Here is a 26,732-nt window from a genome sequence, read left to right as displayed (position 1 = left end):
CCCTTACAATATATCACTGTTTTTGTAAAAACCTTTCTTTTTAATCAATTTTTAATGATATGTTCATGGTATTATAAGCCCCAGTCCCCAAACTTAATAGCCCGATTAGAAAACCAATTATAGAACACTGGTTAATCCAATCGGGACGGTAATTTATTCTTTTTTTTCCTCTTCATATAATTGATAAAAATATATATCAATAAAAAGACTAAGAATACGACACCTAAAAGTGGAACATATTCCGGATTTATATGAAAGGCATTCCCTATATAATACCCTGCCACTATAAAAGGGACAGTCCAGAGAACGGTGCCTAACAGGGAAAGGAGAATAAATTTGAACAGGGGAATATGATTGATTCCTGCGAAATACGGACTGATTTGTCTTATTCCAGGTAAATAAAATCCAAACACAATCGTTTTTTTTGTATTTTTCATATACTTTTTCTGTACTTTCTCCCAGCGATCATTGGTAATGCCCACGTATTTCCCATATTTTTTTATAAATGGATACCCCACGTATTTCCCACATACATAAGCGATAAGCATCCCTATAAAGGCTCCGAGAAATGCACTGAGCACGGCTAAACCAAATGAGAGTCTATTTTGCCCAATCAGGACTCCAATTAGAAATAGAAGAGATTCTTCCGGAGCGGGAATCCCCACAATGCCCATGAATAAAAAAAGAAATATGATTAGATAGCCATATAAGTCAATAAAATGCAGGATACTATCTATGTTCATAAAGTCCCCCCGAATCAGTTATAAGTCTTTTAATGTAATAAATTGTGTTCCCTTTTTTATGTTCTCCTCTAGGTAAATTTCCAAAACTTCAATCATATATCGGGGTGCTTCTTTATCCGCCCCTAAGGTTTCCCCACAGTCATGGAGCAGGAGGATCGAATTTTCCGTTGAGGTTGTCCGCAATTGATTAAGCAGGTCATTCCTGCATGTTTCCACTTTCCAATCTCCGAAAATGTCTGACCACATAATCACTTTATATTTCTTGCTGGCTATTTTCGTAAAAATATTAAAATGGCCCCATGGAGGCCTATAAAAAGTGACTTTTTCATGCGTACATTCCATTATCGCCTTTTCCGTCATACTCAACTGTTCCGATAACTGAAAGGGCGAGAGGATCCAGCTTGAAATATGATCAAAATGATGAATTCCAATTGTATGCCCCTCTTCATGCATTCGTTTAATGATATCAGGGCTATTTTTCACTTTACTGCCCACAACAAAAAACGAACCCTTTATCTCGTACTTTTTTAAAAGATCAAGTAATCGTTCCGTATATTCAGGGTTCGGGCCATCATCAAAAGTAAGGGCTATCCCATTATTCCTCTTGTTTTTTTTGGTAATGCCCAGACTGCATACACGAATAATTACAGTAGGGAAAATCGAATAAATTAGAAATAACAATACTATGATACTCAGACTAATTATCCCTATATGTGTCACGCACAGAACACCTCATTCTTGTATTTAGCAGCAAATTACCTTTTGGGTAAGGATAATACCATCTCTGTTCCAATTCCGTCGATACTGGCTACTTTAATTTCCCCATTATGTTGATTCATTATATTTTTGGCTATCGACAAGCCTAGCCCTGTTCCGCCTGTTTCCCGACTCCTAGCCTTATCCACCCGGTAAAAACGTTCGAAGATATTTTCCATTTCATGCTCAGGAATACCAATCCCATAATCTTTTACCCGAATGACCGTAGAGTATAACTGATTCTCTACATACACATCAATTTTGTCTGTACTATATTTGATTGCGTTATCTAAAAGGATAATAATCACCTGTTTTATCTTCAATTCATCTGCTGTAATCGTAATGGTATCTTCTTGATAATGAAAATTTATTTCTCGCCCATAGACCTCTTTGAATTGTTTAAACACGTTCTCACATAAGGTTACTATATTCACTGATTTAATATCTAAAGTATTTTCCATTTCCGTATCGGCTAATTCCAGCAGCCTTTCCGTCATTTCCTGTATTCGGGTTGCCTCTGAATGAATTACATTTATAACATCCAATGCCTTTTCTTCGCTTTTTATCCGGCGTCGGCGCAAGAGATCTGCATAACTCTTTATTATCGTTAGCGGAGTCTTTATTTCATGTGAAGCATCTGAAATGAATTGCTTCTGTTTATCCAGATTTACATCCAATCTGCTCATCATCCGATTGAAAGTAACAGCCATTTTCTGCAGCTCATCTTTTGTTTCCTCTTGGATGACAATTTTTTTCGGAATTCCGCTTTGTTCAATATCCTCCATCGTATCAATCATATTGGAAATAGGTCTCATGATTACACTCGATAACCACCTGCCTCCTAGCAGCGATAACCCCGCCCCTAATAGGGTACAAAATGTGAGAATGGAAAGTAATACATCCTTCCCTAATTCCAGTCCTAGTAATCTATCTCCAATTTCTAAAGTTCCAACAACTTTACCTTTGGATTGGATAGGAACCCTAACGATTAATATTTGTTCTTCTTTATGCGCTTGTTTAATTGTAGTTCTATACACTTCTTGTTCAGAAGAAAATTCCCCTTTAAATTTCGTAAGCAAATAATGGTCGCTGGACACTTCGCTGCTGATTTTAGAATTAGGTTGAATGATCCTTATAAATGAATGATTCGTCAAATATGTGGTTAATTTTTTTTCTAATTCATGGGGCGTATCATCCATTTGTATTTCAGCAATGACATTTTGCGCTTTATGAATTAATATATCCTCTTCCATATTTACAGTAATCTTCATAAAAGAAAAAAATACAACAGCATTGACCGCAATCAACACACAGAGTATCCAAGCCGTAGTAATCAGGTTAATTTTTGTTGTAATTTTCATTGCTTATTTCTCCCTTACAGTATAACCAATTCCTCTTACCGTTTGAATAATTGTCGGGTCAGAAAAACCTTCTTCTGTTTTCTTTCTTAAATGGCGGATATACACATCGATTACATTGGTCTCCCCTTCATACTCATATCCCCAAACATTCATCAAGATATTTTCTCGCGTCACGATTTTGTTTTTATTGGATAGTAAATAAATGAGTAAATCAAATTCCTTTGGGGTTAACGCTATGGAAGAATCCCCCCTCTTAACCTCTCTAGTATCGAGATTAATGAATAAATCTTTTATTGATAAGATCGTTTCCTCTTCTCTCGAAGCATTGGCAGTTATTGAATTATGACGTATAGCTGAACGTATTCTTGCCAATAACTCATCGATTTCAAAGGGCTTCGTTATATAGTCATTGGCCCCTTGATCTAGTCCTGCTACCTTATCCATTGTAATATTTCGAGCTGTTAAGAGGATGATTGGCAGTAAAGAGTTCTCATTTCGGATCCTTCTTAAAACTTCTATGCCATTCAGTTCAGGTAACATAACATCTAAAAGTACTAAATCTAATTTTTCTTGTAATGCAGCTTCCAGCCCCGACTTGCCGGTATGGGCAACAAGCACTTCATACCCCTCATATTCGAGTTCTATCTTTAATATCGTCGCTATCTGGATTTCATCTTCTACAACCAGAATACGTTGTTTCATTTAAAACCCTCCTATTTGAGTGGTATATGGCAAGGAGTTCACCACCACATGTATTTATCGAATCTAGATAGGAATATTACTTGCATCTTAAACACGAAAAATTGTCCTCCGCTAAATAATTCAATCCCCTTTATATTTGCTCCAAAGTCCTGTATTTTAATCGTTTCCTTATTATTGAAATGCTCTTTCTACAATTTAGCATTATTTTGCTTTTTATTTCGCTTTTTAATTGATTTTTAATCCTTTTTTCAAGTTGCGTTAAGGCTGACTTGATATAGTGTCAGGGAACAGTAGAAGTAGACAATAAGGTTTTATCGTAAACGAAATAAAACAAGAGAAGATAAGGAGGATTCATTAATGAATGATACAAAAGGCTCATCCATCGGGCGTCAGATGTTGAACAAGGTTCCAGAAGTCATCATTTACTTCTGGATAATCAAAATAATGGCAACCACTGTGGGCGAGACGGCTGCAGACTTCCTGAGTGATAATCTGAACTTGGGCTTGGCCAATACGACCTTAATCATGAGTATTCTTTTGATCATAACGCTTTTCTTCCAATTCAAAGCAAGTAAGTATGTGCCAAGGATTTACTGGCTCACAGTAGTGATGATTAGCGTTGTAGGCACGCTAATTACCGACAATCTCGTGGACAATCTCGGGGTCAGTCTGGTGACAACAACTATCATCTTCACAATCGCGATGCTTGCGACGTTTGCGGCTTGGTATGCGAGTGAAAAGACGCTGTCCATTCACACTATTTACACATCCAAACGAGAAGTGTTCTACTGGTTGGCCATCTTGTTCACCTTCGCCTTGGGTACAGCAGCTGGTGACCTCATAGCAGAAGGTCTCGATATCGGCTACTGGAAGTCTGCACTTATGTTCGCGGCGTTGATTGGGGTGGTTACCATCGCCCACTACGGTTTCAAACTAAATACAGTGCTTTCCTTTTGGATCGCCTACATCTTGACCCGTCCACTTGGCGCCTCTCTTGGCGACTACCTCTCACAGCCGCGTGATAAGGGTGGACTTGGTCTAGGTACGACGGGAACCAGTTTGGTCTTCCTCGTTATAATCTTAATCCTGGTCGTCTATTTGACCAAAACAAGAAGAGATGAAAGCAAAGTTGTGGAGTAGGGCAGGGCAAGTACAATCTTCTTTAATTCAGCTGTCCAACACTTAACAGGTTACAGACCTCCAGGAAAGAGTACAACCTTTTCCCGATCTATCTGCTACATTTACTTGATACAGCCTTCATTGTTCGGGTTTCACCCTATAGATTGCACCCATGCCGGGTGCACAAAAGAAAAGGCCACCAAATTGGTGGCCCTTTCAATTATTTAAGATCTTTAAATCCGTATTTTTCAAAAACCTTCATTGAATCTTTATTTTGGAGATACTCGTAAAATAGTTGGGCTTCTTTAGCATGTGAGCTTTCCTTAATTACACCTACCGGATAAATAATCGGATCGTGTAAATCTTCCTTGGCTGTTGTAACGATATCAACTTTTGATGAGCTCATGGCATCCGTTTTATAAACAAGTCCTGCGTCCACATTTCCTGTTTCTACATATGTAAGCACTTGGCGAACATCCTTGGCATACACCAGTTTTTCTTCAATCTCTTTCCAGAGGTTCAGATTTTCTAATGTTTGCTTAGCATACTGTCCTGCTGGTACTGACTCAGGGGTACCGATGGATATTTTAGTGAATTTAGTAAGGTCTTCTATCGATTCAATCCCTTTATCAGAACCTTTTGGCACTACTAGCACTAATTCATTGCCTACTAAATCAATCCCTTTTTTCTCTTCAATATGACCTTCATCTACTAATTTATCAAATTTGTCTTCTGCTGCAGAGAAAAACAGATCCACAGGTGCGCCTTGGGAGATTTGTTGTTGAAGAGCTCCAGAAGCTCCAAAGTTATAGTTAACTTTTACATTTGCATTTTCTTTTTCAAATGTCTTTTTTATATCATTTAAGGCATCTTGTAAACTTACGGCGGCCGAAATCGTCAATTCTACTTTCTCGTCAGCTTGTTGCGTCTGCTTTCCTGTGCCTTTTTCTTCATCACTTGAACACCCTGTGCCCACTATCACAAGCAGCATAAGCGAGAAAATCATAAGATATATTTTTTTCAAAGTCTCTCTCCCTTTCTAACTAATCATAACTAGTTATATCTAATTATAATTAGTATAAGACAGATAAAAGATTTTAATCAATGCCTTTTTGCGGTGAATTTTCTTTTTAAAGGACTCTAAGATACAATAAAGAACGGAGGGATGCACATGTCAAAAGAGCTTTCCTATACCATCGAGGAAGTGTCACAGCTTTTAAAGGTATCTAAATTGACGATTTATGATCTTGTAAAAAAAGGGGAGCTCCCTGTATTTCGTGTGGGAAGGCAGATGAGAATGGATGCAAAAGACTTGGAGATGTATATTAATAACCATAAGTCCCATACATCCCCAGTTTCTGTTACCGAACCCCAAAGGAATGAAGCGAAGGATTCCCTTAGCCTTGTCATAAGCGGGCAAGACATGGTGTTAGATATACTAGGGCAGCACATCCAGAAGCGCTCCAGCTATAAAACATTACGATCTAACACTGGAAGCCTAAGCGGTCTTATATCGATGTACAATGGGGATTCCGACATCGTTAGTTTGCATATGTTTGATGGTGATACTGGGGAATATAATCTTCCTTATATAAAAAAGATTTTGGTCGGTTATCCTTATATTCTACTTAATCTTGTTTCGAGGAAAGCTGGTTTGTATGTTAAAAAGGGAAATCCCTTTGGCCTCACAAATTGGACTGATTTAAAACATAAAGACTTGGCCATCATCAATCGGGAAAGAGGATCGGGCGCACGAATCCTTCTTGATGAGCAGCTAAGGATTCACAGGATATCTTCTAAAGATCTTAAGGGATATGAAAACGAAGAGACCAACCACTTAAGTGTGGCTTCAGCGGTTTCTGCGGGGAAAGCGGATGTGGGTGTGGGAATTGAAAAAGCTGCAAAAATCGTTGGAGTTGACTTTGTCCCATTAATTACAGAACGTTATGACCTTGTTATTTTAAAATCTCCGAAAAACGAAGAGCTCATAAACGTTGTTAAGCGGATTTTATCATCGAATCCATTTCAGGCTGAAATCAAAGCTTTAGGCGATTATGATATTTCTCAGACAGGCTCTATCATTTATGAGACATATTAAACAGGAAGGCTACTGATTCAGCAGCCTTCCTGTTTAGTATGCAGTTTTTAATAGGTTAAAGAGCACATTCTTCAATTTCAAATCCTAGGTCTTCGATGATTCCCCAATCCGCTGTGGGTTCTTGACCGGCTGTCGTTAAATAATCGCCGACGAAGATGGAATTGGCTGCATAAAGTGCCATGGGCTGCATGGAACGGAGATTGACCTCCCGACCGCCGGCCAGACGGATTTCTTTACTCGGATTAACGAACCTCATCATCGAAATCAATTTCAGGCATTTAGTGGGGGTCAACTCGGAAGTTCCCTCAAGCGGCGTTCCGTCAATTGCATTGAGAAAATTACAGGGAATGGAATCTGCATCAAGGCTTCGTAAGGATAGGGCGATTTCCACCGCTTCCGCCTCAGATTCCCCCATACCGAAAATGGCGCCAGAACATGGGGACATTCCGGCATCCTTCACGGCTTCCACTGTATCTACCCGGTCTTCATATGTATGTGTCGATGTAATTTTGCTGTAGTTTTCCTGTGATGTATTCAAGTTGTGGTTGTAGCGATGAACGCCTGCCTCTGCCAGTTTGCCAGCATGTTCCTCATTCAGGAAACCTAAACAGCAGCAGATTTTAAGATCAGTCGTTTCGCGGATTTCTTTTACGGCTTCAATGACATGATCGATTTCCCTGTTGGTCGGACGCCGGCCAGACGCAACGATGCAATAAGTACCCGCTTTGCGGCGAATTGATTCTTGCGCTCCCTCGACAATCTTTTCTTTAGTCAGCCAAGCATATTTATCGATCGGGGCTTCCGAAACGATCGACTGCGAGCAGTAGCCGCAATCTTCGGGACATAATCCTGACTTCGTATTGATGATCATATTCAATTTAACCTTTTTCCCATAATGGTGCTTACGTATGAGATAAGCTGCATTCAGAATTTCCAAAACCTCTTCGTCTGGGGCTTGTACGATGGATAATGCCTCTTCCTCCGTCACTTTATATCCTTTGATAACGCTCTCCGCTAACATCTTCCAATCCCTAACCAATGTTTCCAAACCTAATCCCTCTTTTCTTTTAATGTCTATATTCCTTCCCATGAATCCTCGGAACGGATTGAATCATTTTGCACAATCAAGATAAAATAAAACGTTAAATATGTTAACTTTAAAAATTTTTAGTTAACATATAAAATGAATAATAACACACAAACAAAATAGGATTCAATGGTCTTTTTTCAATATTTTCCTAGTCTGCCCTTTAAATCATAAGGAAGCTTGCATTTTATATGTTAACTAAATATATAAATTAGTTGACATATAAAATAGGATTCAGGCAAACTAATAGTGGGCATTCTGCCAGCACTTTCTAAAAAGGAGGTTGAAAACTTGAAAGCAAGGACGATTTCTTATGTGGCCCTTTTTACCGCGTTAACTGCCATTGGCGCCTTTATTAAGATACCTATCCCTTACATACCATTCACACTGCAAATTCTGGCTGTCTATTTGGCAGGCGCATTATTGGGGCCCCGGCTTGGGATGCTCAGTCAGTTATGCTACGTCTTGATCGGACTTATCGGGGTGCCCCTGTTTGCTGAAGGCGGGGGATTCGGATATATATTCAAACCCACTTTCGGCTATTTACTCGGATATATATTGGGAGCCTATGTAAATGGATGGCTGATCAACCGGTTTTCCCTCTCCACGATTCGTTCCATATTCTTTGCTAATGCCGCCTCTTTGCTGACCGTTTACTTTTTCGGCTGCATCTGGCTGTATGGTGCGATGAAGTGGATTGTGGAAACGCCGCTTTCAATCAACCAAACGATACTTTACGGCTTCTTATTACCTGTACCCGGTGATTTACTGCTATGCATTCTATGTGCTGCCATCATTCAACAAGTACGTCCGCGCATTGCAAAATATATAAACATAAAGGAGCTGAATCATCCATGGGCCAAGCCTACTTTATAACCGGAACTGGCACGGATATTGGAAAGACCATCGTCACAAGTGCACTCTATCTTTCTCTTCAAACATTGGGAAAAAGCGTCACGATATTCAAGCCATTTCAAACTGGAATCAATGAGGAAAATAATACATACCCGGATATTTCTTGGTTTGAGCAGGAACTCGGTGTAAAGGAACCAGGGTTTTACACACTGGAGCCCGAAACCTCACCACATTTGGCGATTAAATTAACTGGCAGTCAAATCGATGAGAAGAAAGTCGTGGAAAGGGTTCATGAACTTGAGGAAATGTATGACATCGTATTAGTCGAGGGCGCTGGCGGATTGGCTGTGCCACTCATTGAACGGACGGAAGGTTTCTATATGACGGCTGATTTCATAAGGGATTGCGGCATACCTGTCCTCTTCGTATCCACAAGCGGTTTAGGGGCGATTCATGATGTCGTGACGACCCATTCTTATGCCCAAGTCCATGATATAAACGTGAAAACCATTTTGTATAACCATTACCGGCCAGAAGATCGGATTCATCAAGACAATATCGAAACCATCGAAAAATTGACTGGGTTGAATGGCCTCGCCTGCATCCCGACAATGGCAGATGTCAGAAAAGACTTGAGGAACTGCATCCTTGATTTGCTTGGTGATCAAAATTATACCCAACAATTGAAAGAGGTGTTCAAAGCATGAACAGTCAGGATTTAGAACAATGGGATAAGGAATATGTATGGCATCCGTTCACACAAATGAAAACGTATCGGGAAAGTAAACCGCTGATCATCGAGCGCGGCGAAGGCAGCTACCTGATTGATGTGGATGGCAAACGCTACCTCGACGGCTATGCTTCATTATGGGTGAATGTGCACGGACATAACGAGCCGGAATTAAACGGCGCCCTTATTGAACAAGTGAATAAAGTCGCGCACTCCACGCTGCTTGGATCTGCGAATGTACCATCGATCTTACTGGCAAAAAAGCTGGCAGAAATCACTCCTGGTTCTTTATCAAAAGTCTTCTACTCCGACACGGGATCTGCCGCTGTGGAAATCGCCCTTAAAGTCGCTTATCAATATTGGCAGAATATCGATCCCGTCAAGCATCAGAATAAAAACAAATTCGTCTCACTTGACGAAGCATACCACGGCGATACTGTCGGAGCTGTGAGTGTGGGCGGAATGGATCTATACCATAGAATCTTTAAGCCCCTCTTATTTCAACGGATTTCCGCCCCTTCACCATATGCCTATCACATGACTGAATATGGGGATCAAGAAGCCGTGAAAAACCATTGCTTGAAGGAACTGGAGAAGTTACTGCAAGAACAATCAGAGGAAATTGCAGGATTGATCATCGAACCCCTGGTGCAGGGGGCTGCTGGCATCATAACCCATCCTGGGGGCTTTTTGAAAGAGGTCGAACAATTATGCAAAAAATACAATATCCTCTTAATTTGCGATGAGGTGGCCGTTGGATTCGGTCGCACCGGTACCATGTTTGCCTGCGAACAGGAAGATGTCGTCCCCGATATCATGTGTATGGGCAAAGGGATCACTGGGGGATATATGCCACTCGCAGCCACCATCATGAACGAGCAAATCTTTCAATCCTTCTTGGGGGAACGGGAAGAACATAAAACCTTCTATCACGGCCACACCTATACAGGAAACCAGCTAGCCTGTGCACTGGCCCTGAAGAATATCGAGCTGATGGAAAGCCGCAATCTCATTAAAGACATCCAGAAAAAAGCAAAATACCTATCACAAAGGCTGCAAGCACTATCCGAACTTCCGATAGTCGGCGATATTCGCCAGCGCGGCTTCATGATTGGAGTGGAAATCGTTAAAGACCGTGAAACAAAAGAAACGTTCACCCTCCAAGAGAATGTCGTTTCCGGAATCATCCATACAGCACGGAAAAATGGCCTGATCATCAGGGAACTTGGTCCCGTCATCACGATGATGCCGATCCTTTCCATGTCAGAAAAGGAACTCGATTTCATGGTCGAAACCGTCTACCGTGCCATCCAGGAAGTCTCCATTCATAAAGGATTGATTCCAGCAGCAAACTGATTCAAAAAGAACCGGAAGAGCAGGGCTCATCCGGTTCTTTCTTTTCTTTGCAGGGGACTTCGTGAAGAAAGATGATCACTAATACAGTGATCTTAGATTGTAGGCAGATCATAGGAAAGCGAATTTGCCTACAGTTTTTTCTTGAAAAGTGTTCAGTTGATTTCAGAAATCCACTCCCATTCCGCCGACTGTCTGCCAATCCTCATCAAAGCAAGAGCGCCGAGGGCGGACTCCCGCGGTAAGCGAGAGACTGGAGGCAAAGTTCGACTTTTTTGTTTTCCTCCCTTACACATCGAGGAAGGCAGCTACCTCCGTCTTTCTTTTTCAATCTTTAAATAAAAGACCATGTTAAATAATAATGTTGTTTTTAAGTCAAATAAATGAGACCTTCTCTTATCAGGGGTCTCATAATCATTTTACTTTTTACAATTACTCGTACTCACATAGCTTTGGAACTACAAAATCGGGAAAAGTCTTAATTATCTTTTCATATGTTGAGAAATTCGATTGATTTGAGATAACCGAAATGTAATCTCCATCATAGCCAATCCAAAAAATACTTGTATCGACTTCTACTTTAACTACTACTGTCCCCGCAATTTTCCCTTCCCAATTTCCTTTCCACTCTCTTTGTTCTACACTAAATACATCTTTGTTTGTGGACCATAAAACTAAATCATTCCCACTACCAAGAGTAATATAGAAAGGGAAAATCTCCTGAAACTGCTTTTCATTCTGGATTTCAGTAACAACGTATCGGTTAGTTAAGTATCTATAACTGATATTGAATTTATTGCAATTATGTTCAAACTCATCTTTCCAATAGGAAGAAACTTCAGAACAAAAATAAAGTGGAAATGCTTTAATATTCCTCATCCACAATGGCAGGAAATTTTCATCACATTCTGGTAGATAAAAGCCGTCTATAGAGAAAACATATGGTGTAGCGCATTCTAATGCAAATGGGAAAAAACCTCCAGCATCAGGATTTGAGTCATAATATCTCTTTGGTAAATATCCAACTTCTATATCCAATTTTCTCGCCCCTTCGTTCCAATGTATTCATTTAATAAATGTTGATAATCTTAACTTTTCATAAGTATCATCTGTAGAGAATAGACAACTTTCCACTATAACATAGCCAAATGAAAAAAGAAAAAAATTACTTATTATGGTATTATTTACACAAAGTATTTGAGGAGGTTACAAAATGATGTTGGGAGTTCCTCTCCTGGTTGCTTGTGTCCCTGGAACGTTAGTAATACTTCTGGCGTGGTGGTTTAGGAAATTACATTTATCTATATTTGTAAGGCTTTTACCTGGCATATTAACCGTTATAACTTCAATTATTTTGTTTTACATTGGTTTTGTGAACATTAGAGGGTTTGAAGGAGCTGGATATGGAATACTGGCTTTCTTTTTACTTCCCTTCGCTATTGCGGCTTCAATTATTGGGAGTAAAAACAAAGGTGTACAAAGCTAGAATGCAGTTCAAATAACTATGAAAACAGGAATATATGCAAAGACTAAAAGGCCGTATGTGCCGGGTGTTTCCCCCCACCTTATTAAATAGCTACATGTAATAATGCAATTGAAAAAATCTAAAACTAAGCAGGACCAGCTCGTTATCTACAAGGAATGAAATAATAATAATAAAAAAGATGACCCCGTTTAACTCGGAGGTCATCTTTTTTTTGCTGCTGGCTAAGTGTTAGCGAATGCCTTTCATGTAACCTTGAATCTTTGGTGATAAGACCATAAGGACCAGTCCAAGGACCATTGAAGCAACACCGATCACGCCAAAATAAGCCATTTCGGTTTGGGGCGTGTAGAATCTGACGATTTGTGCGTTCAGTGCTTGTGCTGCTGCACTTGCCAGGAACCACAGGCTCATCGTTTGAGCCGAGAATGCGGCCGGAGCCAATTTTGTAGTTGCTGAAAGTCCAACAGGAGATAAACAAAGTTCTCCAAGCACTACAAGGAAATAGCTAAGTACAAGCCATAGCGGATTGACCAATGCGTCGGATCCACCGAAATAAACAGGAAGCAGGATCACCAGGAATGATAAACCGGCGAACAATAAACCGATTGAGAATTTCTGAGGAATGGTCGGCTGACGCTTTCCTAGTTTAATCCATAACCATGCGAATACTGGTGCAAGGGTAATGATGAACAAAGGGTTCAAAGATTGGAACCATGCCGGGTTTATTTCTAGTCCAGCAAAATTCAACTGTGTCCGTTTGTCTGCATAGCTTGCTAATATAGTTGCACCTTGCTCTTGAATCGCCCAGAACATGACAGCTGCTATAAACAAAGGAATATAGGCAATCAAGCGTGAACGTTCAACAGAAGTTGTTTTAGGGCTGCGATACATGAAAATGAAATAAAGGGTCGGGATAACGATCCCTAGGATACCTACAAGATTAATAAAGGTTTTAATCGTTAAGATGCCGTTAGCGGCGGTAATGCCGATGATGGCAGCTAAGATAAGTGTGGCTATCCCCAATTTCGTAAATACGCTTTTCTTTTCATTCTGTGATAATGGGTTCGCAGGAATAGTTCCAGCAAGGCCCAGGTTCTTTTTCTTTGTTGCAACAAAGACGATGAGACCAATTAACATTCCAATTGCTGCAAGTCCAAAACCAAGATGGAAGCTGTAGCCCATTCCGACGGTACCGACAACAAACGGTGAAAGGAATGCACCCATGTTGATACCCATATAGAATATACTGAAACCGGAATCCCGGCGTTCGTCATTTTCTGCGTAAATTTCACCGACAATGCTGGAAACATTCGGTTTTAATAACCCAGTACCAAGAACAATGAGTACCATGGAAACAAAGAACATGGAGAGACTGCCTGGTACAGCAAGGACAATATGCCCGAGCATGATCAAGATACCACCGTAAAATACGGCTTTGGAAGTCCCGAAGATCCTATCGGCAAGCCATCCGCCAATTATACCTGACATATATACTAAAGATCCGTAAATGGATACAAGGGCAAGGGCTGTGTGTTCATCAAGACCAAGTCCCCCTTTAGAAACTTCGTAATACATATAGTAAACAAGAATGGCCTTCATACCATAATACGAGAAACGCTCCCAGAACTCAGTAAAGAAAAGGGTGAATAATCCTTTAGGGTTTCCAAAAAAACCTTTTTGAGGTACACTATCCACAATTTTCTGTTTATTTATCGTTGCCATACCTAGCCCTCCTTTTATTATTGTATAATAACTTTTATTTTCTCTATTGTAAACAAATATTTAGTATATTTAAATAATTAATTTAAATATAACATAGAAGAGGTTGCCTCCCTACATACCAAATCCTGTATTTCGCAGGAAGAAACACCCTTTATAGTCTAATAGGGAGCTGTCATCAAAGATATATTACCCTAACTTCACCAATGGTATTACGTTTCAGATCACTTTGGTTGCCAAGAACATGCAATGAGCATCGGAAGAATAGACAGAATCATTTTAAAAAAAACCACTTCATCTGTTAAATACACCGTATAATAGATATAACCAAAAATGAGGAGGCACATAATGCTCGGGATCATAACCGTTGTGCTGATTTTTTCCATCCCTATAATCGCCATACTGACAAGCCATTTCGAAAAACAGTCAAAGACGAAACACAAAATGCTGCAAGTTGAATTGGAACTTGAAAAACTGAAGCATGAAAACTTTCTTATGGAGACGGAAAAAATGAGGCTGGAACTGGACCAGATGAAATTCGAACAAAAAAGAGACGAGCCAAGGTTACTGTAAACAAGTAACGTTGGTTCGTCTTTTTTAATGGGTATTTTTCCGTTTTAAAAACCTCCCGCCCATCATAAGAATTACAAGTAAGGCCGTTTTAATGGATATATTGATCGCCCACAAGGAGGGCTGACAGCACCTTTGTCGGGATGACGAACTCGACGGCCCCCATATATCCCGGCGCAGCTTCATAGCTGTTAAAGGCGATGACTAGCTTGCCATCTTCGTTTATATAAAAGTTTTGGTTTTCATCAATGCCTTTAAATGCAGTAAGATCATCATCTTCGACCCAATATATCTTTTCAGGATCTTCAGCCATCTGACGCTTCATCTGTTCCTTGATGTTCTCACTAATCACCTGAAGATAACGATCATCTTTAAATAGGCTATTTAACGTTAATAGCACTTCGTTTTTCTTGTCGACTGTATCAAATTGACTTTCTGTAGAACTGGAAGCAGCAATCTTATCCGTATAACGCTGTACGGATAAGATCGTTTCATTATCCGTCAATATCACATATCCGCTTTCCACCGACATATTGCCCTTTTCCCCTTCCTTCAGTTTTGACATGGAGTCCGTGAACTCCTTATAAAGCTGCTTGCTTTCCGATAAATATTTCTCATTCAAGCTATCTTCGAGCTGTTTATTCTCCAGACCGGATATAGCAGGTGTCTTGATTACTGCCGAGGAATTATTCGCTTCTTCTTTCCATTCGACGAAGGTAATCACTTTGATGACCTTATCGACTATCGGGATTTCACTCATGGCTTTTGCCGCTGCCGGACTGATGTTTACGGAAGCTGTCACAATCAAAAGCGCTGCAGCCGCTGACATGAGGATATTCCTGCCAACCCTTGGCTTCTTTCTGGGCTTTTCATTCAAGGCCGCTTGAACGACATCATTCAATTCCTTTGGTATCGGTGTTTTAAGATATTCTTCCCGCAGATCTTTTAGTTTTTTTTCCATCTTTTCGTTTCCTCCCGTTCAGTCATGTTGATCCGCAATAATTGCAGCGCTTTATATAATCTCGTTTTAATTGTGCTTACATTCTCTTCCAGTACTTCCGCTATCTCATCCAGCTTCAGGTCCTCAAAGAAACGGAGAACGACTACCGTTTTGTACTTGACCGAAAGTCCTTCAAGGGCCTTTTGCAAATCCAGGTCAGGATAGTGATCTTCCTCACCTGCTCGTAAGTATTCTATTGTTTCGTCATCGGCGACAGTCAGTTTCTTTTTCTTCCGCAAAACGTCCAGTGCCGTTCGGACGATGATCTTATATAACCAGCTATCAATAGAAGCAGCGTCTTTGATTTTACTGCTTGACGCCAGCGCTTTCCTGATTGATTCCTGCACGATATCAAGCGCATCCTCTTGGTTTTTAACATAATAAAAAGCAAGTCTGTACAAATTTTCTTGCCGTTCGGTTATCCGGGCCGCGATTAATTGATTCATATCTAGATTTTTCATTGCATGAAAGAGCTCCTTACATTTAAATTACGTATCCTGGGTACAAAAGATAGACGTTCGTGCAGCCCTAAAAGTTTGGAAATGAACATGGAAATATATAAAAATAAAAAAATGAAATTTTTTACAAACTTTTAAGGCTTTTGGCGCGTCTATATAGTAGAATGATTATCGAGGTGGAGTACATCATGAGTAAATTAAATTATAAAAAAGTCTTTATTTTTCTATTTTGTCTAACAGCTACTGTGGGAACGTTGGGGTTAGCCATCAAAAGCCTTGCTTTTGATAAGAAAAGAACCGTTTCGGCCTATACAACTGATAAAAATTACCCAGAAGCCGATATTCAAACGTATGTGAAAGATAATACGAAAGGCGGGTATTCAGCCAGCAGGCCTGTTCTGCATTTAGAAAATATCGACAAGCAGCTAGAAGCCTACATAAAGAAAGAAATTAAGGATTATGAAAAGAAATGGAAAGCATCCGACGGGAAAGCTTCCGAGCTTAACCTCACTTATACGATCCTCCATTTCAGCAAACAGACCATTACGATTTCCTTCGATAAATATGAGCAAGTGGAAGGAAAGAAGCAGTCTGGATCCCAGATCTTCACTTATGATATTCCATCTCAGCAAAAGCTCTCCATAGAAGACATCTTTGCCACGGATACTGATTATTTATCCGTTTTATCCGATATTGTTTTTGAAGAGTTAACCGAGAAGGAAGAAGAAGGCATCTCAAACAGTCTCATTAAAAAGGAAAACAAACTGAAGGCAGCCAACTTCAATTCTTTTTCAGTCTTGAAAAATACACTTGTATTCTACGTCAAGACTGATGATTCAACTAAGACCCATACGATAGCCATCAAGAAGGAACTTTTTAAAGATAGTTTGCTAGATTCATATCAAAGTCAAGATTTGAATGCGGATCGTGTAAAGGAATGGCAGCCGAAACATATCGTCGCCAAACTGCCTGTGCAAAATGAATGGATCGACCCTTCAAAAAAAGTCATTGCCTTGACCTTCGATGACGGGCCGCATCCAAGTCATACCATGTCCATTCTTAAAGACCTGAACAAGTATGATGGACACGCGACGTTTTTCGTGCTTGGAAGCCGCGTACAGCACTATCCGGAAGTTCTGCAAAAAATGCTGCAGCAAGGAAATGAGATCGGCAACCATTCATGGGATCATCCGCAGCTGACGCGCTTAAGCAAGAACAAAATCAAAAGTCAAATCGAAAAGACCCAAGACGCTGTAGAAAAAGCTACAGGTGCTGAGCCAAATCTCGTTCGTCCCCCATATGGAGCGATTAACAATGATGTACGTGAATACATGGAGGATATGAAAGTCACACTTTGGGATGTCGATCCCGAAGATTGGAAAGAACGGAATGAAAAGAAAATCGTAAACAAAGTGATGGGCAAAGCCAAAGATGGCAGTATCATATTAATGCATGATATCTATCAAACTAGCGCCCAGGCGGCAGGAAAAATCATCAAGCAATTGCATGACCAAGGTTATCAAATGGTCACAATTTCGGAATTGGAAAAGGTACAGAAAGACCGTGAACTTTCCGGAATCACCATAAATGAATAATCAAAAGGAAAGAGCCTGTTTCGTGATTCGCAAACAGGCTCTTTCCTTTCAAATAAAATAAGCAGACCTTTGATCATATAGCAAAGGTCTGCTCATTTTATCATTCACCAAGATCTACATTATGATAAACCTGTTGAACATCTTCCAAATCTTCCAATGCATCAATCATTTTTTCGAATTGTGCTTGTGCATCTTCTGGAAGGGTTAGATCATTTTGTGCAAGCATCGTCAGCTCGGCCACTGTAAAATCGCTGATTCCTGCATCCTTGAATGCTTGTTGTACAGCATGGAATTGTTCAGGTTCGGCATAAACGATGACACTTTCTTCTTCTTCAATGATGTCACGTACATCAACATCCGCTTCCATCAACAGTTCAAGAACATCATCAGCCGTTTTACCTTCAATCCCGATGACAGCCGTTGCATCGAACATATAAGCAACAGATCCGCTGACACCCATATTCCCGCCATTTTTCCCAAATGCGGCACGCACATCAGATGCCGTCCGGTTCACGTTGTTTGTCAATGCATCCACGATGACCATTGAACCATTCGGACCGAATCCTTCATAACGAAGTTCGTCATAGTTTTCTTCCGAACCGCCTTTGGCTTTTTCAATCGCACGGTCAATGATCGCTCTTGGAACATTGTACGTTTTCGCACGCTCAAGCACGACCCTTAATGCCTGGTTGGAATCCGGATCTGGTTCACCTTGTTTTGCCACTACATATATTTCCCGTCCGAACTTGGCATAAATCCGACTAGTATTAGCATCTTTTGACGCTTTTTTTTCTTTAATGTTATTCCACTTACGACCCATTATATTCCACTCTCTTTCATCATTGATATATACGAATAGATTATTAAGAAATGGCCCTATGAGAAAACCCACCAGGGGAATTCCTTTGAAGATAGGCTATACGTTTACTAGATTATATTATACATCAATTGTATAATTTTGAAAAAGTCCTGCACATCCCTCACTGGCATTTTCGGTTTCTTGCGCTATTTTATATGAATTACTTTTGAAAACATCAGCAGTGGTATAGTATGAAGTGAACGGAAAGGAGAGATGATCCATGAAGGACAACCAAATCATCATCGGGATACCCGGTAAATGGAAGGACCGGACAGAATTGATTCAAACGGTCGCTTCCCAAAGCGAAGGGTATCTGTTAGCCGGGAATGTTTTTCATAACAGCGATAAAAACATTACTTTTCAGGCTGAAATCCATGATTATGAACCCACTTTGAAAGAGAGCTTTTCCTACGCCAGTAAAGACGCCTTTTCGGAGAATGCATTAGAGGAAATCAATGACCATACCTTTACCGTTTATATAATAGCCGATGTATCCGATACCGGAACTGTAATCAATTTGATCGATGCCGGGGCAGCGATCCTAAGGGCAGGCGGAATGGCAGTGAAAATAGAAACGGCTGGAATTGCCCATTCAAGGGAAGATTGGCAGCATCTTCATCATAGCCCCGATGTTCTCTCGGTATATGCCCATTTTGTCACGATCATCGGAGAGGAAGATTATTATTGTTCATTCGGAATGAAAGCTTTTGGTCTTCCGGATGCCGTGACACTTAACACAATGAGTCCGAAAGAGGCAGCTGCCCTGCTAAACACATTTAATTATTACCATTTAGGCGAACGGCCTATCTTTAAGAATGGCGAAACCTTTAGCATTCAACAGGATGCACCCGACTTTATTTTGACGGGCCTTCAGGACTTTAGATATGAAGAAGGTCACCCCTTCTACAACCCGTTTGGATTATGGAATTTAGGGACAAGTAAATAGAGGAGGGATTCTCTCCCCCCAGACTGTAGGCAAATTTGCATAAAGCGAGTATGCCTGCAGTTTTTTTTTAAAAAAGCGTTTCAGCCGTTTTCAGAAATCCGCTCCATTTCCGCGGAAAGCAAATGCCTGGAGAGGAAATCAACGACCTGGTCTTAATCATCAGCCGGAATGGGACCATCCCGAACCCCCTTTTGCCGAAAAGCTGAGTGGGGTAATTCGCTCCTCCATTTTTATTTTTCAACCGAGTTTTTCACGCTTTTCTTCTTCATGTTCCTTCTTCACAAGGGACATGCCGCTCGCCTGGTATTTGAGGATCTTTTGAATGACCGTGCCAAGATGCGCTCCAGCTTCAACCGGGGGAATCCCTCCTTTATGGATGTTGGAAATGACCATCCTCTCTGCTTCAATGGTGCCCAAACGTGGTTTATAGCAAATATAAGCGCTCAATGATTCCGCACTCACTAGACCCGGCCGTTCACCGATCAACAGGACAATGACCTCAGGTCCAAGGATTTCACCGATATCATCCATCACGGCAACCCGGCCCTTTTCAATATAAAAAGGTGTACCAGTATCCAGACCTGCCACTTCCAAAGATTGTTTGAAAGATAAATAGACATCCTCCACATTTTCTTCGATCGCCTTGGCACTTAAGCCATCTGAAATGATGATTTGAACCGTTGGGGCCTTTATGCATTTGACTTCTATCACCCGCTTTGCTTCATCCGAAAGCTTCCTTCCATAATCCGGACGCCGTAAATAGACTTCCTTATCATCGGCCTTCGTTTTCACCTTGAATAAATCCAAGCGTTTCAAAAGAATATCACTTACTTCACCATATACAGCATCGACGGCCGCCGCATGGTCAAAACGGAATTTCAGCCAAGAATCCGTTTTCGGCCGGGTCCCTGACCTGCCTATCCCTATCCGCGCCGGGGTTTTCGCCATCAATGCATCCAATTCTTCCTTATTATTCATTCCCATATCATCCACTCCTAATGGTTAAATATAGTTGGATCACCAGCACGCTTCGTTAATTTTCCATTCTCCATAATTCCCATCTTCTCCAGCCAGGCTTCATATAATGGGGCAGGCCGCTTATCCATCGTTTGCCTTAAAGTCGCTATATCGTGGTAACTCAAAGACTGGTAGTTTAACATGCAGTCATCCCCCATCGGAGTTGCGATGATGAAATTCACGCCAGCCGCCGTTAAAAGTACACCCAAGTCCTCGATATCATTTTGATCCGCCTTCATATGATTCGTATAGCAAATATCCACACCCATCGGCAGTCCATGCATTTTTCCCATGAAATGATCTTCTAATCCTGCGCGGATGACCTGCTTGCTGTTATATAGATATTCAGGTCCGATGAAACCGACGACCGTATTGACAATGTAAGGATCAAAATAGCGGGCAAATCCATAGTTCCTGGCTTCAAGCGTCACCTGATCGATTCCGAAATGCGCTTCAGCCGATAATTCGGAGCCTTGCCCCGTTTCAAAATAAAGATGCTGCGGGCCAGTGCCCGTCCCATAGGCCTTCGCGACCTCATTAGCTTCTTCGAGCATTTGTGCGTTAATTCCAAAAGAGCGATTGGCCGTTTCCGTTCCGGCGATGCTTTGAAAAATCATATCGGCAGGCGCCCCCTGCTGTACTGCCTTGATTTGCGTGGTCACATGCGCAAGCACACAATTTTGGGTCGGGATGTTCCACTTCTGGATGACATCCTGTGTCGCATGAAGCAACCGCTTTACGCTCTCGACCGAATCATCGACTGGGTTGATTCCAATGAGTGCATCCCCGACTCCATAGGAGAGTCCTTCTTTTAAAGAAGCCAGCATGCCATCGACATTGTCGGTCGGGTGGTTAGGCTGAAGACGCGAAGCAAGCGTTCCTTTGTATCCAATCGTGCTATTATTCTTGGTGAGCACTTCAATTTTATTGGCTGCATGGATAAGGTCGAGGTTCGACATTAATTTGGCCGCCGCAGCAATCATTTCACTATTCAGCCCCCTGCTTAGTCGCTTTAAATCCTCGCCGGTCGTTTCGTCACTCAATATATATTCACGCAGCTCGGCAACGCTCCAATTCTTCACGGTTTGATAGATGGTTCCATTGATGAGACCATCTATGATCCGCGACACCTCATCCTCTTCCGGGGAGAGCAGGGGATGATTCCTGATGTCCGCCAAAGTCAATTCGCTAAGCACCGCTTTCGCCGCAATCCGTTCTTGGACCGAATCTGCTGCAATTCCCGCAAGCCTATCTCCTGATTTCTCTTCATTCGCTTTGGCCATGACTTCTTTCAACGATTTGAATTGATGGATTTCCCCAAAGTATTGAGTGGATAATTTCATCGTATAATCCTCCTTTTCCTAACTGTGAAAGGTTAGCGTTTTTACTACAACCGGAACGACCCCTGTCCGCAGCAGCCTTCCTATATCTAAATAATCACCATGTTCGACTTCAGTCTGATCAATGCAGATGACCGGCAGATCCGGTTGGTTCGCTAGAATGGTTTGACCAAGTGCCTTCCCATAATCACTATCCATGACAATGATCAGAGGCTGCTGCCGATTCGGTTTTTGCATCAAAGCCTCGGTAAAAGCGACTGCGAGCTGGTGAATGTCCCGAAATGATTGATAGGGTAAATTCGTTAAATAAAAGGCAAAATTCAGGCCCTCCTTTAAAGCGTCGTATATCGTGATCGCATCCTGAACAGCTTGTGCCATTGTCGCGGTTACATCATCAATCCCATCATGAAAATCGATCCGATAGACCGGGATATTGCGAACGGGCAGATGAGAGTCATTCACCTCGATGGTCGCACCGCTTATTTCAGTCGTATGTGCGCCAGCTCCAAGAACAGTCGCCCGAACCGTTTCAATCGGCTTTTCCCATTCCCATGCAGCCAATTCTTCATTTTCCTTAATAGAGGCGGCAAGCATCATGCCGATATCCCGGAAGCTTTTGTCCTCCCGTTCTTGATGATAGATGCAATCACTGACACCTCCCGAGAACATCAACACATCAATTCGTCCTGTCCATGATGGCTCCTTCCCCACTAAAAGAAGTTCATCTTCTTTTGTGAATGAGCCAGCCAAAAACCTTGAAAGCACCTTCGCCATTTCATTTGTGATGAATGCCCCATCACCATTCATAGGAGAGTGCCCCTTTGATTTCAGCCATTTCCCTATTGAAGGGGCAACCTTCACCTTCGCTCCCTCCCACTCCACCAAACGCCCTCCTATATGCAGTGTGCAAGTTCCGCAAAGCATCCCGGAACGGTATACGGCAATATTCGCCGTTCCCCCGCCAATGTCTATGTTCGCTACAGTCTTTCTTGTCTTTATGGAATGTTGATAAGCACCCGATCCCTTGGCGGCAATGATTCCCTCCAAGTCCGGTCCGGCTGCCGCTACAAGGAATTCCCCCGCCGCTTCAGATAACCGGTAAACCATTTCTTCTGCATTTTGTTTCGTTGCCGTTTCCCCGGTAATGATGACAGCCCCTGTTTGTATGTTATCGATCGTGATCCCGGCTTGATGGTATTCCCTTTCCACCATTCTTTGAACAGCAGGTATATCGATTACCGTATCGGATAAAAGCGGGGTCCTGAAAATGGGACTTCGATACAGAATTTTCTTATCGGTAATTTCGATTTTTGGCACCTGTCCGCCACCCGCCACATTCCTAAGCGAAAGCTCGCTGATGACAAGTTTCGTCGTACTGGTGCCAATATCAATTCCTGCACTGATGATTCGTTCCGCCTGTTCAATCATTAAAATCACACCCCAGTTTTACACCACTTGGATTTCATTGCTGTTTTCTTCCTCTTTTTTCGTTTTATATTCATTTACGCCGATAACTCCTGCTTCACGATCCTTTTCTTCCAATTCCAAAGCTTTCGGAACGGACAGCCAGTAAGCAAGACCGATTCCAATCGCTCCGGCAGATAGCTTGCCGACAATGATCGGCAATATCAAGGAGGGCTGAAAATTGGCTGTGAATGATAAATGATCCCCTAATAGGAAGGCCGCACACACAGCGAAGGAAATGTTTATGACCTTATCCTTTGGCGGCATATCTTTAACAAGTTTGAACATCGCCAATATATTGGCTACCGTGGCTAATATCCCTGCACTCCCCGCTTTGCTCAGCCCAATTTTTCCGCCCATCGCTTCAAGCGGCTTGCCTGCGTATTTTTGAATGAGGTAAATCATTGGAAAAGCACCTGCCAGCATTATCCCGATATACCCCGCCGTTTCCAGGGCACGGAACTGGTCTGCCTTATCGGCCATGATCGGATGGAACCCCCAAGCACCAAGTACATTGGAAAACAGTCCGGTGAAAATTTCCACAATCGAAAACACGAGTACAAGCTTGATAGCAGCATCCAATATTTTTCCAAACCACATGAAACCTTTGATCATCAAATCCGGCAGGAAATAAAGTCCTAACGCGAGCAAGATCACAAAAATAAGAAGAGGAGAAAGATTCAGGGCGATTTTCAAATAGCTCAACGCGAATTCATATGTAGAATCCGCATTCGTGGAAATCACTTCACGGACTTTCGAATTCGTTGCCACCACCAGCACGCTTGAGATAAAAGCGCCAATCGGAATCGTCAGGATTCCTGACATGACACCAAGTGCCATGTATTTATGATCGCGCTTCTCCAGCATCGCAAGCCCCATTGGAATCGAGAATACAATCGTTGCCCCAGACATGAATCCGACAATCATCGCCATGATCCAGCCTTCATAGGATTCCTGCAGCTCGGCCGCCAATTGGTATCCCCCCATATCCGTTGCCAAAATCGTTGTTGCGGCGAGGGCGGGGTCTGCACCGATCGCAGCGAAAATCGGGCCGCATACTTTATCGATGAACCATGATAAATAAGGGATCGAGGCCATGATCCCAGCTGCCGGGATAAATATATGACCAACGGTATGCAACCCTTCCATGAACTGTTTGCCCAAGCCTTGCTCACTGTCTTTAATCGATGCAATGGCACCGACAACGGCACACACCATAATGATATAAATTACGAATTTACCAACCATCTCCATACATATTCCCCCTGAATTCCGATTTGATTTGGCCTATCGTCTTTAAAAAAAGGGTATAAAAAAAGACGCCTCTTATAGCCCAAACTAGGTTGCTTGGCAGAAATGCCTGCCTATAACCGATTTGGTCCATCAAAGCGCCATTGCTTCATCTATTTACTTGTTTTTGATCATTTGCGATGATTCGACGTGCCACCGTCTCTATGGAAAGCTGCTTATCCATACTTAGCCTTCTCAGCTTATTGTAGGCGATTTCTTCCGTTACATTCTTCCTTTTCATGATAATTCCTTTTGCCTTTTCAATGACTTTACGATTTGTGAGCGTTTCATCCAATTGGGCATTTCGTTCCTGATGCTTCTTCGTATTGGCTGCTTGCTGCAAAGCTATTTCCACTGCCGGAATCAGATTCGCCTCCGTAATTGGCTTTACAAGATATCCGACGATATTCGCGCGCTTCGCCTCGTCGATATATTCACGCTGGCTGAATGCAGTTAAAAGCAGGACCGGAATCTGAAAGGTATTGGATATCACATCGCTAGCCTTAAGCCCATTCATTTTTGGCATTTTTATATCCATCAAAACGAGATCCGGCTGTAGTGCATGTGCCAATTCAATCGCCTTCTCGCCGTTACGGGCATGTCCTACCACATCGAAGCCTGCATCCTTGAGCATGATCGTTATATCAAGCAGAACAATCGATTCATCCTCCACGACCAAAATCCTCTTGACCACTTATTCCACCTACCTCTTGTATGGAAATCTTACAGAAGCCAGGGTACCTTCTTTAATCCGATGAATCGAAAACTCCCCATCCAAATCATTTTCCACCGTCATGCGGATGATATCCAGCCCTAAAGTTGGTTTCACTGCAGGTGAATATCCGATGCCATCATCTTTTACCTGAATCTCCAATTCGGGACCATCCTTTTGAAAGCATACGGTAATCTTCCCTTCCGTCCCTTCCTTGAATGCATGCTTCACACAATTATGAATGAGCTCATTCACAACCAGCGCGACAGAAATGCCAATGTCGGAATCAATGGAATGCAGCTCACCGCCACTATATTCAATGCTCAGGCTTTGACGGGCATGACCCTCCGCATGAACGATCATATCGCCAATTTTCCCAACAAGCTCAAGCAGGTCCACATGATCGACCTGACTGCTTGCCAGAATGATTTCATAAACCGACGATATGCTTAACACCCGATTCAAACTGACCAATAAATGGGGCTTGCTTTCTTCAGGGGCTCCCATCCTCATTTGCAGCCGAAGCAAACTGGCGACAGTCTGCAAATTGTTCTTCACCCTATGATGAATTTCACGAATGGCCACTGACTTGCTAATCAGCTCTCTCTCTTTATCCCGCAGTTCTGTCAGGTCCCGGATGATGATGAACGTTTCATCGGAATTCTTGTTGCCTAAATGGAATTTCTTTATTTGGAAAATCTTTTTACCAATGTTCATTTCCTTCATCAAAATGTCCTCTTTTGAAGCAAGAACATCGGCAATGCCAGGAAAATAATCGAAAATGGATTCACCTAAAGCACAGTCTGTCATACATATATCCGATACTAAATTAATGGCAGCAGGATTCGTATAGACAAGTCGGTTTTGGTTATTAATCAGGAAAATGGACTCCTCGATAAATTCAGGAACCAAGGAATTTTGTTGATCTTGCCTATCAAACTGTTTGGAAGTTTCAGGTTCTTCATGAATCACCTTTTCCATGATCAAAACGGCGATCACCCGATTGCATTCCCCCTTGATCGGAACGACACTTTGCTGGACCATAGCTCCCTCTTGAGTCAATGCCCGATTCACGAACATGTCCTTTCCGGTGCGCAATACATAAAATACTGCCGGTTCAAAAGCCTCATAGGCGAATTTCCCGACAACCGGATGATCATAAACCGATTTCACGGAATGTCCGCATGCCTCTGCCACGACAATGGCATGCTTCCCCTCAAGCACCGGACAATCGATAAACACATTCGCTTTATTCAAATTGGCTATCAACGATAAATTCGTTGATAGGTTTTCAAGAATCTGAATATCCTTGTCCAGTAAATGAGTATGCACCTCACATAATTCTCGGACAGTCATTGTCCGTTCCATAGGCAAAACCCCAATAAATGTTTATTCATGGATATTATTATTGATAATTATAGATACCCTCCTTATTTTTGTCAATATTCAAAATATTCTAATGTAATGTATTC

At 41.8% G+C, this 26,732-nt stretch carries 25 protein-coding genes and 1 pseudogene; 9 read left to right on the top strand and 17 right to left on the bottom strand.

From position 1 onward, the window contains the following. Positions 1–131 precede the first annotated feature (131 nt). The 4 genes from ACQKFG_RS20505 to ACQKFG_RS20490 are packed head-to-tail and all read right to left on the bottom strand — an operon-like array spanning position 132 to position 3,562. The gene (locus tag ACQKFG_RS20505) at positions 132–743 is read right to left on the bottom strand and encodes a DedA family protein (RefSeq protein ID WP_427562234.1); all 612 of its coding nucleotides are present in this window, start codon (positions 741–743) and stop codon (positions 132–134) included. A gap of 18 nt (positions 744–761) precedes the next feature. Further along, positions 762–1,463, bottom strand: a complete 702-nt coding sequence (locus ACQKFG_RS20500; protein ID WP_427562231.1) for a polysaccharide deacetylase family protein — start codon at positions 1,461–1,463, stop codon at positions 762–764. A gap of 35 nt (positions 1,464–1,498) precedes the next feature. Further along, the gene (locus ACQKFG_RS20495; protein ID WP_192206769.1) at positions 1,499–2,860 is read right to left on the bottom strand and encodes a sensor histidine kinase; all 1,362 of its coding nucleotides are present in this window, start codon (positions 2,858–2,860) and stop codon (positions 1,499–1,501) included. A 3-nt stretch (positions 2,861–2,863) separates the two neighbouring features. Beyond that, on the bottom strand, positions 2,864–3,562 hold the full coding sequence (locus ACQKFG_RS20490; protein ID WP_192206770.1) for a response regulator transcription factor: 699 nt from the start codon (positions 3,560–3,562) through the stop codon (positions 2,864–2,866). Positions 3,563–3,919: 357 nt separating this feature from the next. Between ACQKFG_RS20490 and ACQKFG_RS20485 the strand changes: the two genes are divergently transcribed. After that, a complete protein-coding gene (locus ACQKFG_RS20485) occupies positions 3,920–4,702 on the top strand; it encodes a COG4705 family protein (protein ID WP_342614692.1) in 783 nt (260 codons plus the stop codon). A 199-nt stretch (positions 4,703–4,901) separates the two neighbouring features. Here ACQKFG_RS20485 and modA read toward each other — a convergent pair whose 3' ends face one another. After that, complete coding sequence (gene modA, locus ACQKFG_RS20480) at positions 4,902–5,705, bottom strand: molybdate ABC transporter substrate-binding protein (protein WP_369619622.1); 804 nt, start codon at positions 5,703–5,705, stop codon at positions 4,902–4,904. 147 nt (positions 5,706–5,852) lie between these two features. On the opposite strand from modA, the gene ACQKFG_RS20475 reads away from it, so the two are divergent. After that, positions 5,853–6,779, top strand: coding sequence for a substrate-binding domain-containing protein (locus tag ACQKFG_RS20475; protein WP_427562226.1), 927 nt, complete (start codon positions 5,853–5,855; stop codon positions 6,777–6,779). 55 nt (positions 6,780–6,834) lie between these two features. Here ACQKFG_RS20475 and bioB read toward each other — a convergent pair whose 3' ends face one another. Next, a complete protein-coding gene (bioB, locus tag ACQKFG_RS20470; protein WP_427562378.1) occupies positions 6,835–7,800 on the bottom strand; it encodes a biotin synthase BioB in 966 nt (321 codons plus the stop codon). A gap of 357 nt (positions 7,801–8,157) precedes the next feature. Between bioB and ACQKFG_RS20465 the strand changes: the two genes are divergently transcribed. The 3 genes from ACQKFG_RS20465 to bioA are packed head-to-tail and all read left to right on the top strand — an operon-like array spanning position 8,158 to position 10,807. Beyond that, on the top strand, positions 8,158–8,742 hold the full coding sequence (locus tag ACQKFG_RS20465; protein ID WP_192206774.1) for a biotin transporter BioY: 585 nt from the start codon (positions 8,158–8,160) through the stop codon (positions 8,740–8,742). Then, on the top strand, positions 8,721–9,428 hold the full coding sequence (gene bioD, locus ACQKFG_RS20460) for a dethiobiotin synthase (RefSeq protein WP_192206775.1): 708 nt from the start codon (positions 8,721–8,723) through the stop codon (positions 9,426–9,428). The genes ACQKFG_RS20465 and bioD overlap by 22 nt, the downstream gene beginning before the upstream one ends. Then, entirely contained in the window at positions 9,425–10,807 is a 1,383-nt protein-coding gene (bioA, locus tag ACQKFG_RS20455; RefSeq protein WP_342614697.1) for an adenosylmethionine--8-amino-7-oxononanoate transaminase, read from the top strand. Before bioD ends, bioA begins: the two co-directional genes overlap by 4 nt. Positions 10,808–11,236: 429 nt before the next feature. Here bioA and ACQKFG_RS20450 read toward each other — a convergent pair whose 3' ends face one another. After that, positions 11,237–11,842 (bottom strand): hypothetical protein, encoded by a 606-nt coding sequence (locus tag ACQKFG_RS20450; protein WP_342614698.1) that lies wholly within the window; start codon positions 11,840–11,842, stop codon positions 11,237–11,239. Between the two features lie 175 nt (positions 11,843–12,017). Here ACQKFG_RS20450 and ACQKFG_RS20445 point away from each other — a divergent pair, with 175 nt between their 5' ends. Continuing rightward, positions 12,018–12,290 (top strand): hypothetical protein, encoded by a 273-nt coding sequence (locus ACQKFG_RS20445; RefSeq protein WP_427562220.1) that lies wholly within the window; start codon positions 12,018–12,020, stop codon positions 12,288–12,290. A 228-nt stretch (positions 12,291–12,518) separates the two neighbouring features. Here ACQKFG_RS20445 and ACQKFG_RS20440 read toward each other — a convergent pair whose 3' ends face one another. Further along, entirely contained in the window at positions 12,519–14,012 is a 1,494-nt protein-coding gene (locus ACQKFG_RS20440) for a peptide MFS transporter (protein ID WP_192206780.1), read from the bottom strand. 345 nt (positions 14,013–14,357) lie between these two features. On the opposite strand from ACQKFG_RS20440, the gene ACQKFG_RS20435 reads away from it, so the two are divergent. Continuing rightward, entirely contained in the window at positions 14,358–14,582 is a 225-nt protein-coding gene (locus ACQKFG_RS20435) for a hypothetical protein (protein ID WP_192206781.1), read from the top strand. Positions 14,583–14,670: 88 nt separating this feature from the next. Here the strand turns inward: ACQKFG_RS20435 and ACQKFG_RS20430 are convergent, their stop codons facing one another. Continuing rightward, complete coding sequence (locus ACQKFG_RS20430; RefSeq protein ID WP_427562216.1) at positions 14,671–15,540, bottom strand: RsiV family protein; 870 nt, start codon at positions 15,538–15,540, stop codon at positions 14,671–14,673. Then, positions 15,525–16,040, bottom strand: a complete 516-nt coding sequence (locus ACQKFG_RS20425; protein WP_192206783.1) for a sigma-70 family RNA polymerase sigma factor — start codon at positions 16,038–16,040, stop codon at positions 15,525–15,527. Before ACQKFG_RS20425 ends, ACQKFG_RS20430 begins: the two co-directional genes overlap by 16 nt. 185 nt (positions 16,041–16,225) lie before the next feature. On the opposite strand from ACQKFG_RS20425, the gene ACQKFG_RS20420 reads away from it, so the two are divergent. After that, positions 16,226–17,632, top strand: a complete 1,407-nt coding sequence (locus ACQKFG_RS20420; RefSeq protein WP_349729871.1) for a polysaccharide deacetylase family protein — start codon at positions 16,226–16,228, stop codon at positions 17,630–17,632. 100 nt (positions 17,633–17,732) lie between these two features. On the opposite strand, the gene ACQKFG_RS20415 is transcribed toward ACQKFG_RS20420, so the two are convergent. Continuing rightward, positions 17,733–18,452, bottom strand: coding sequence for a YebC/PmpR family DNA-binding transcriptional regulator (locus tag ACQKFG_RS20415; protein ID WP_192206785.1), 720 nt, complete (start codon positions 18,450–18,452; stop codon positions 17,733–17,735). A gap of 259 nt (positions 18,453–18,711) precedes the next feature. On the opposite strand from ACQKFG_RS20415, the gene ACQKFG_RS20410 reads away from it, so the two are divergent. Then, entirely contained in the window at positions 18,712–19,437 is a 726-nt protein-coding gene (locus ACQKFG_RS20410) for a DUF4261 domain-containing protein (protein WP_369619628.1), read from the top strand. Positions 19,438–19,674: 237 nt separating this feature from the next. On the opposite strand, the pseudogene eutC reads toward ACQKFG_RS20410, so the two are convergent. The 6 genes and pseudogenes from eutC to ACQKFG_RS20380 all read right to left on the bottom strand — a co-directional run. Then, positions 19,675–20,400, bottom strand: a pseudogene (gene eutC / locus ACQKFG_RS20405) (ethanolamine ammonia-lyase subunit EutC); the annotation flags it as partial. A 32-nt stretch (positions 20,401–20,432) separates the two neighbouring features. After that, positions 20,433–21,797, bottom strand: a complete 1,365-nt coding sequence (locus ACQKFG_RS20400; protein ID WP_192206788.1) for an ethanolamine ammonia-lyase subunit EutB — start codon at positions 21,795–21,797, stop codon at positions 20,433–20,435. 18 nt (positions 21,798–21,815) lie between these two features. Next, positions 21,816–23,222, bottom strand: a complete 1,407-nt coding sequence (locus tag ACQKFG_RS20395) for an ethanolamine ammonia-lyase reactivating factor EutA (RefSeq protein ID WP_427562210.1) — start codon at positions 23,220–23,222, stop codon at positions 21,816–21,818. A gap of 18 nt (positions 23,223–23,240) precedes the next feature. Continuing rightward, entirely contained in the window at positions 23,241–24,512 is a 1,272-nt protein-coding gene (gene eutH / locus ACQKFG_RS20390) for an ethanolamine utilization protein EutH (protein ID WP_192206790.1), read from the bottom strand. Between the two features lie 145 nt (positions 24,513–24,657). Further along, a complete protein-coding gene (locus ACQKFG_RS20385) occupies positions 24,658–25,242 on the bottom strand; it encodes an ANTAR domain-containing response regulator (RefSeq protein ID WP_342614705.1) in 585 nt (194 codons plus the stop codon). Between the two features lie 9 nt (positions 25,243–25,251). Continuing rightward, positions 25,252–26,628 carry a sensor histidine kinase gene (locus ACQKFG_RS20380; protein WP_342614706.1) on the bottom strand — a complete coding sequence of 459 codons (1,377 nt, stop codon included), beginning with the start codon at positions 26,626–26,628 and terminating at the stop codon, positions 25,252–25,254. Between the last annotated feature and the right edge of the window lie 104 nt (positions 26,629–26,732).

The organism is Peribacillus sp. NPDC076916 (assembly GCF_050269675.1).
GTDB classification, from domain to species: Bacteria; Bacillota; Bacilli; order Bacillales; family DSM-1321; genus Peribacillus; species Peribacillus aracenensis.
The sequence above is the reverse complement of the archived record's forward strand: the minus strand, read 5'-3'. Positions and strand labels throughout refer to the sequence as shown.

Coding starts and splice junctions, on each gene's coding strand:
- ACQKFG_RS20505 (WP_427562234.1), bottom strand. CDS start 743: ATGAACATAGATAGTATCCTGCATTTTATTGACTTATATGGCTATCTA.
- ACQKFG_RS20495 (WP_192206769.1), bottom strand. CDS start 2,860: ATGAAAATTACAACAAAAATTAACCTGATTACTACGGCTTGGATACTC.
- ACQKFG_RS20490 (WP_192206770.1), bottom strand. CDS start 3,562: ATGAAACAACGTATTCTGGTTGTAGAAGATGAAATCCAGATAGCGACG.
- ACQKFG_RS20485 (WP_342614692.1), top strand. CDS start 3,920: ATGAATGATACAAAAGGCTCATCCATCGGGCGTCAGATGTTGAACAAG.
- ACQKFG_RS20475 (WP_427562226.1), top strand. CDS start 5,853: ATGTCAAAAGAGCTTTCCTATACCATCGAGGAAGTGTCACAGCTTTTA.
- bioB (WP_427562378.1), bottom strand. CDS start 7,800: ATGTTAGCGGAGAGCGTTATCAAAGGATATAAAGTGACGGAGGAAGAG.
- bioD (WP_192206775.1), top strand. CDS start 8,721: ATGGGCCAAGCCTACTTTATAACCGGAACTGGCACGGATATTGGAAAG.
- bioA (WP_342614697.1), top strand. CDS start 9,425: ATGAACAGTCAGGATTTAGAACAATGGGATAAGGAATATGTATGGCAT.
- ACQKFG_RS20445 (WP_427562220.1), top strand. CDS start 12,018: ATGATGTTGGGAGTTCCTCTCCTGGTTGCTTGTGTCCCTGGAACGTTA.
- ACQKFG_RS20440 (WP_192206780.1), bottom strand. CDS start 14,012: ATGGCAACGATAAATAAACAGAAAATTGTGGATAGTGTACCTCAAAAA.
- ACQKFG_RS20435 (WP_192206781.1), top strand. CDS start 14,358: ATGCTCGGGATCATAACCGTTGTGCTGATTTTTTCCATCCCTATAATC.
- ACQKFG_RS20430 (WP_427562216.1), bottom strand. CDS start 15,540: ATGGAAAAAAAACTAAAAGATCTGCGGGAAGAATATCTTAAAACACCG.
- ACQKFG_RS20425 (WP_192206783.1), bottom strand. CDS start 16,040: ATGAAAAATCTAGATATGAATCAATTAATCGCGGCCCGGATAACCGAA.
- ACQKFG_RS20420 (WP_349729871.1), top strand. CDS start 16,226: ATGAGTAAATTAAATTATAAAAAAGTCTTTATTTTTCTATTTTGTCTA.
- ACQKFG_RS20415 (WP_192206785.1), bottom strand. CDS start 18,452: ATGGGTCGTAAGTGGAATAACATTAAAGAAAAAAAAGCGTCAAAAGAT.
- ACQKFG_RS20410 (WP_369619628.1), top strand. CDS start 18,712: ATGAAGGACAACCAAATCATCATCGGGATACCCGGTAAATGGAAGGAC.
- ACQKFG_RS20400 (WP_192206788.1), bottom strand. CDS start 21,797: ATGAAATTATCCACTCAATACTTTGGGGAAATCCATCAATTCAAATCG.
- ACQKFG_RS20395 (WP_427562210.1), bottom strand. CDS start 23,222: ATGATTGAACAGGCGGAACGAATCATCAGTGCAGGAATTGATATTGGC.
- eutH (WP_192206790.1), bottom strand. CDS start 24,512: ATGGAGATGGTTGGTAAATTCGTAATTTATATCATTATGGTGTGTGCC.
- ACQKFG_RS20380 (WP_342614706.1), bottom strand. CDS start 26,628: ATGGAACGGACAATGACTGTCCGAGAATTATGTGAGGTGCATACTCAT.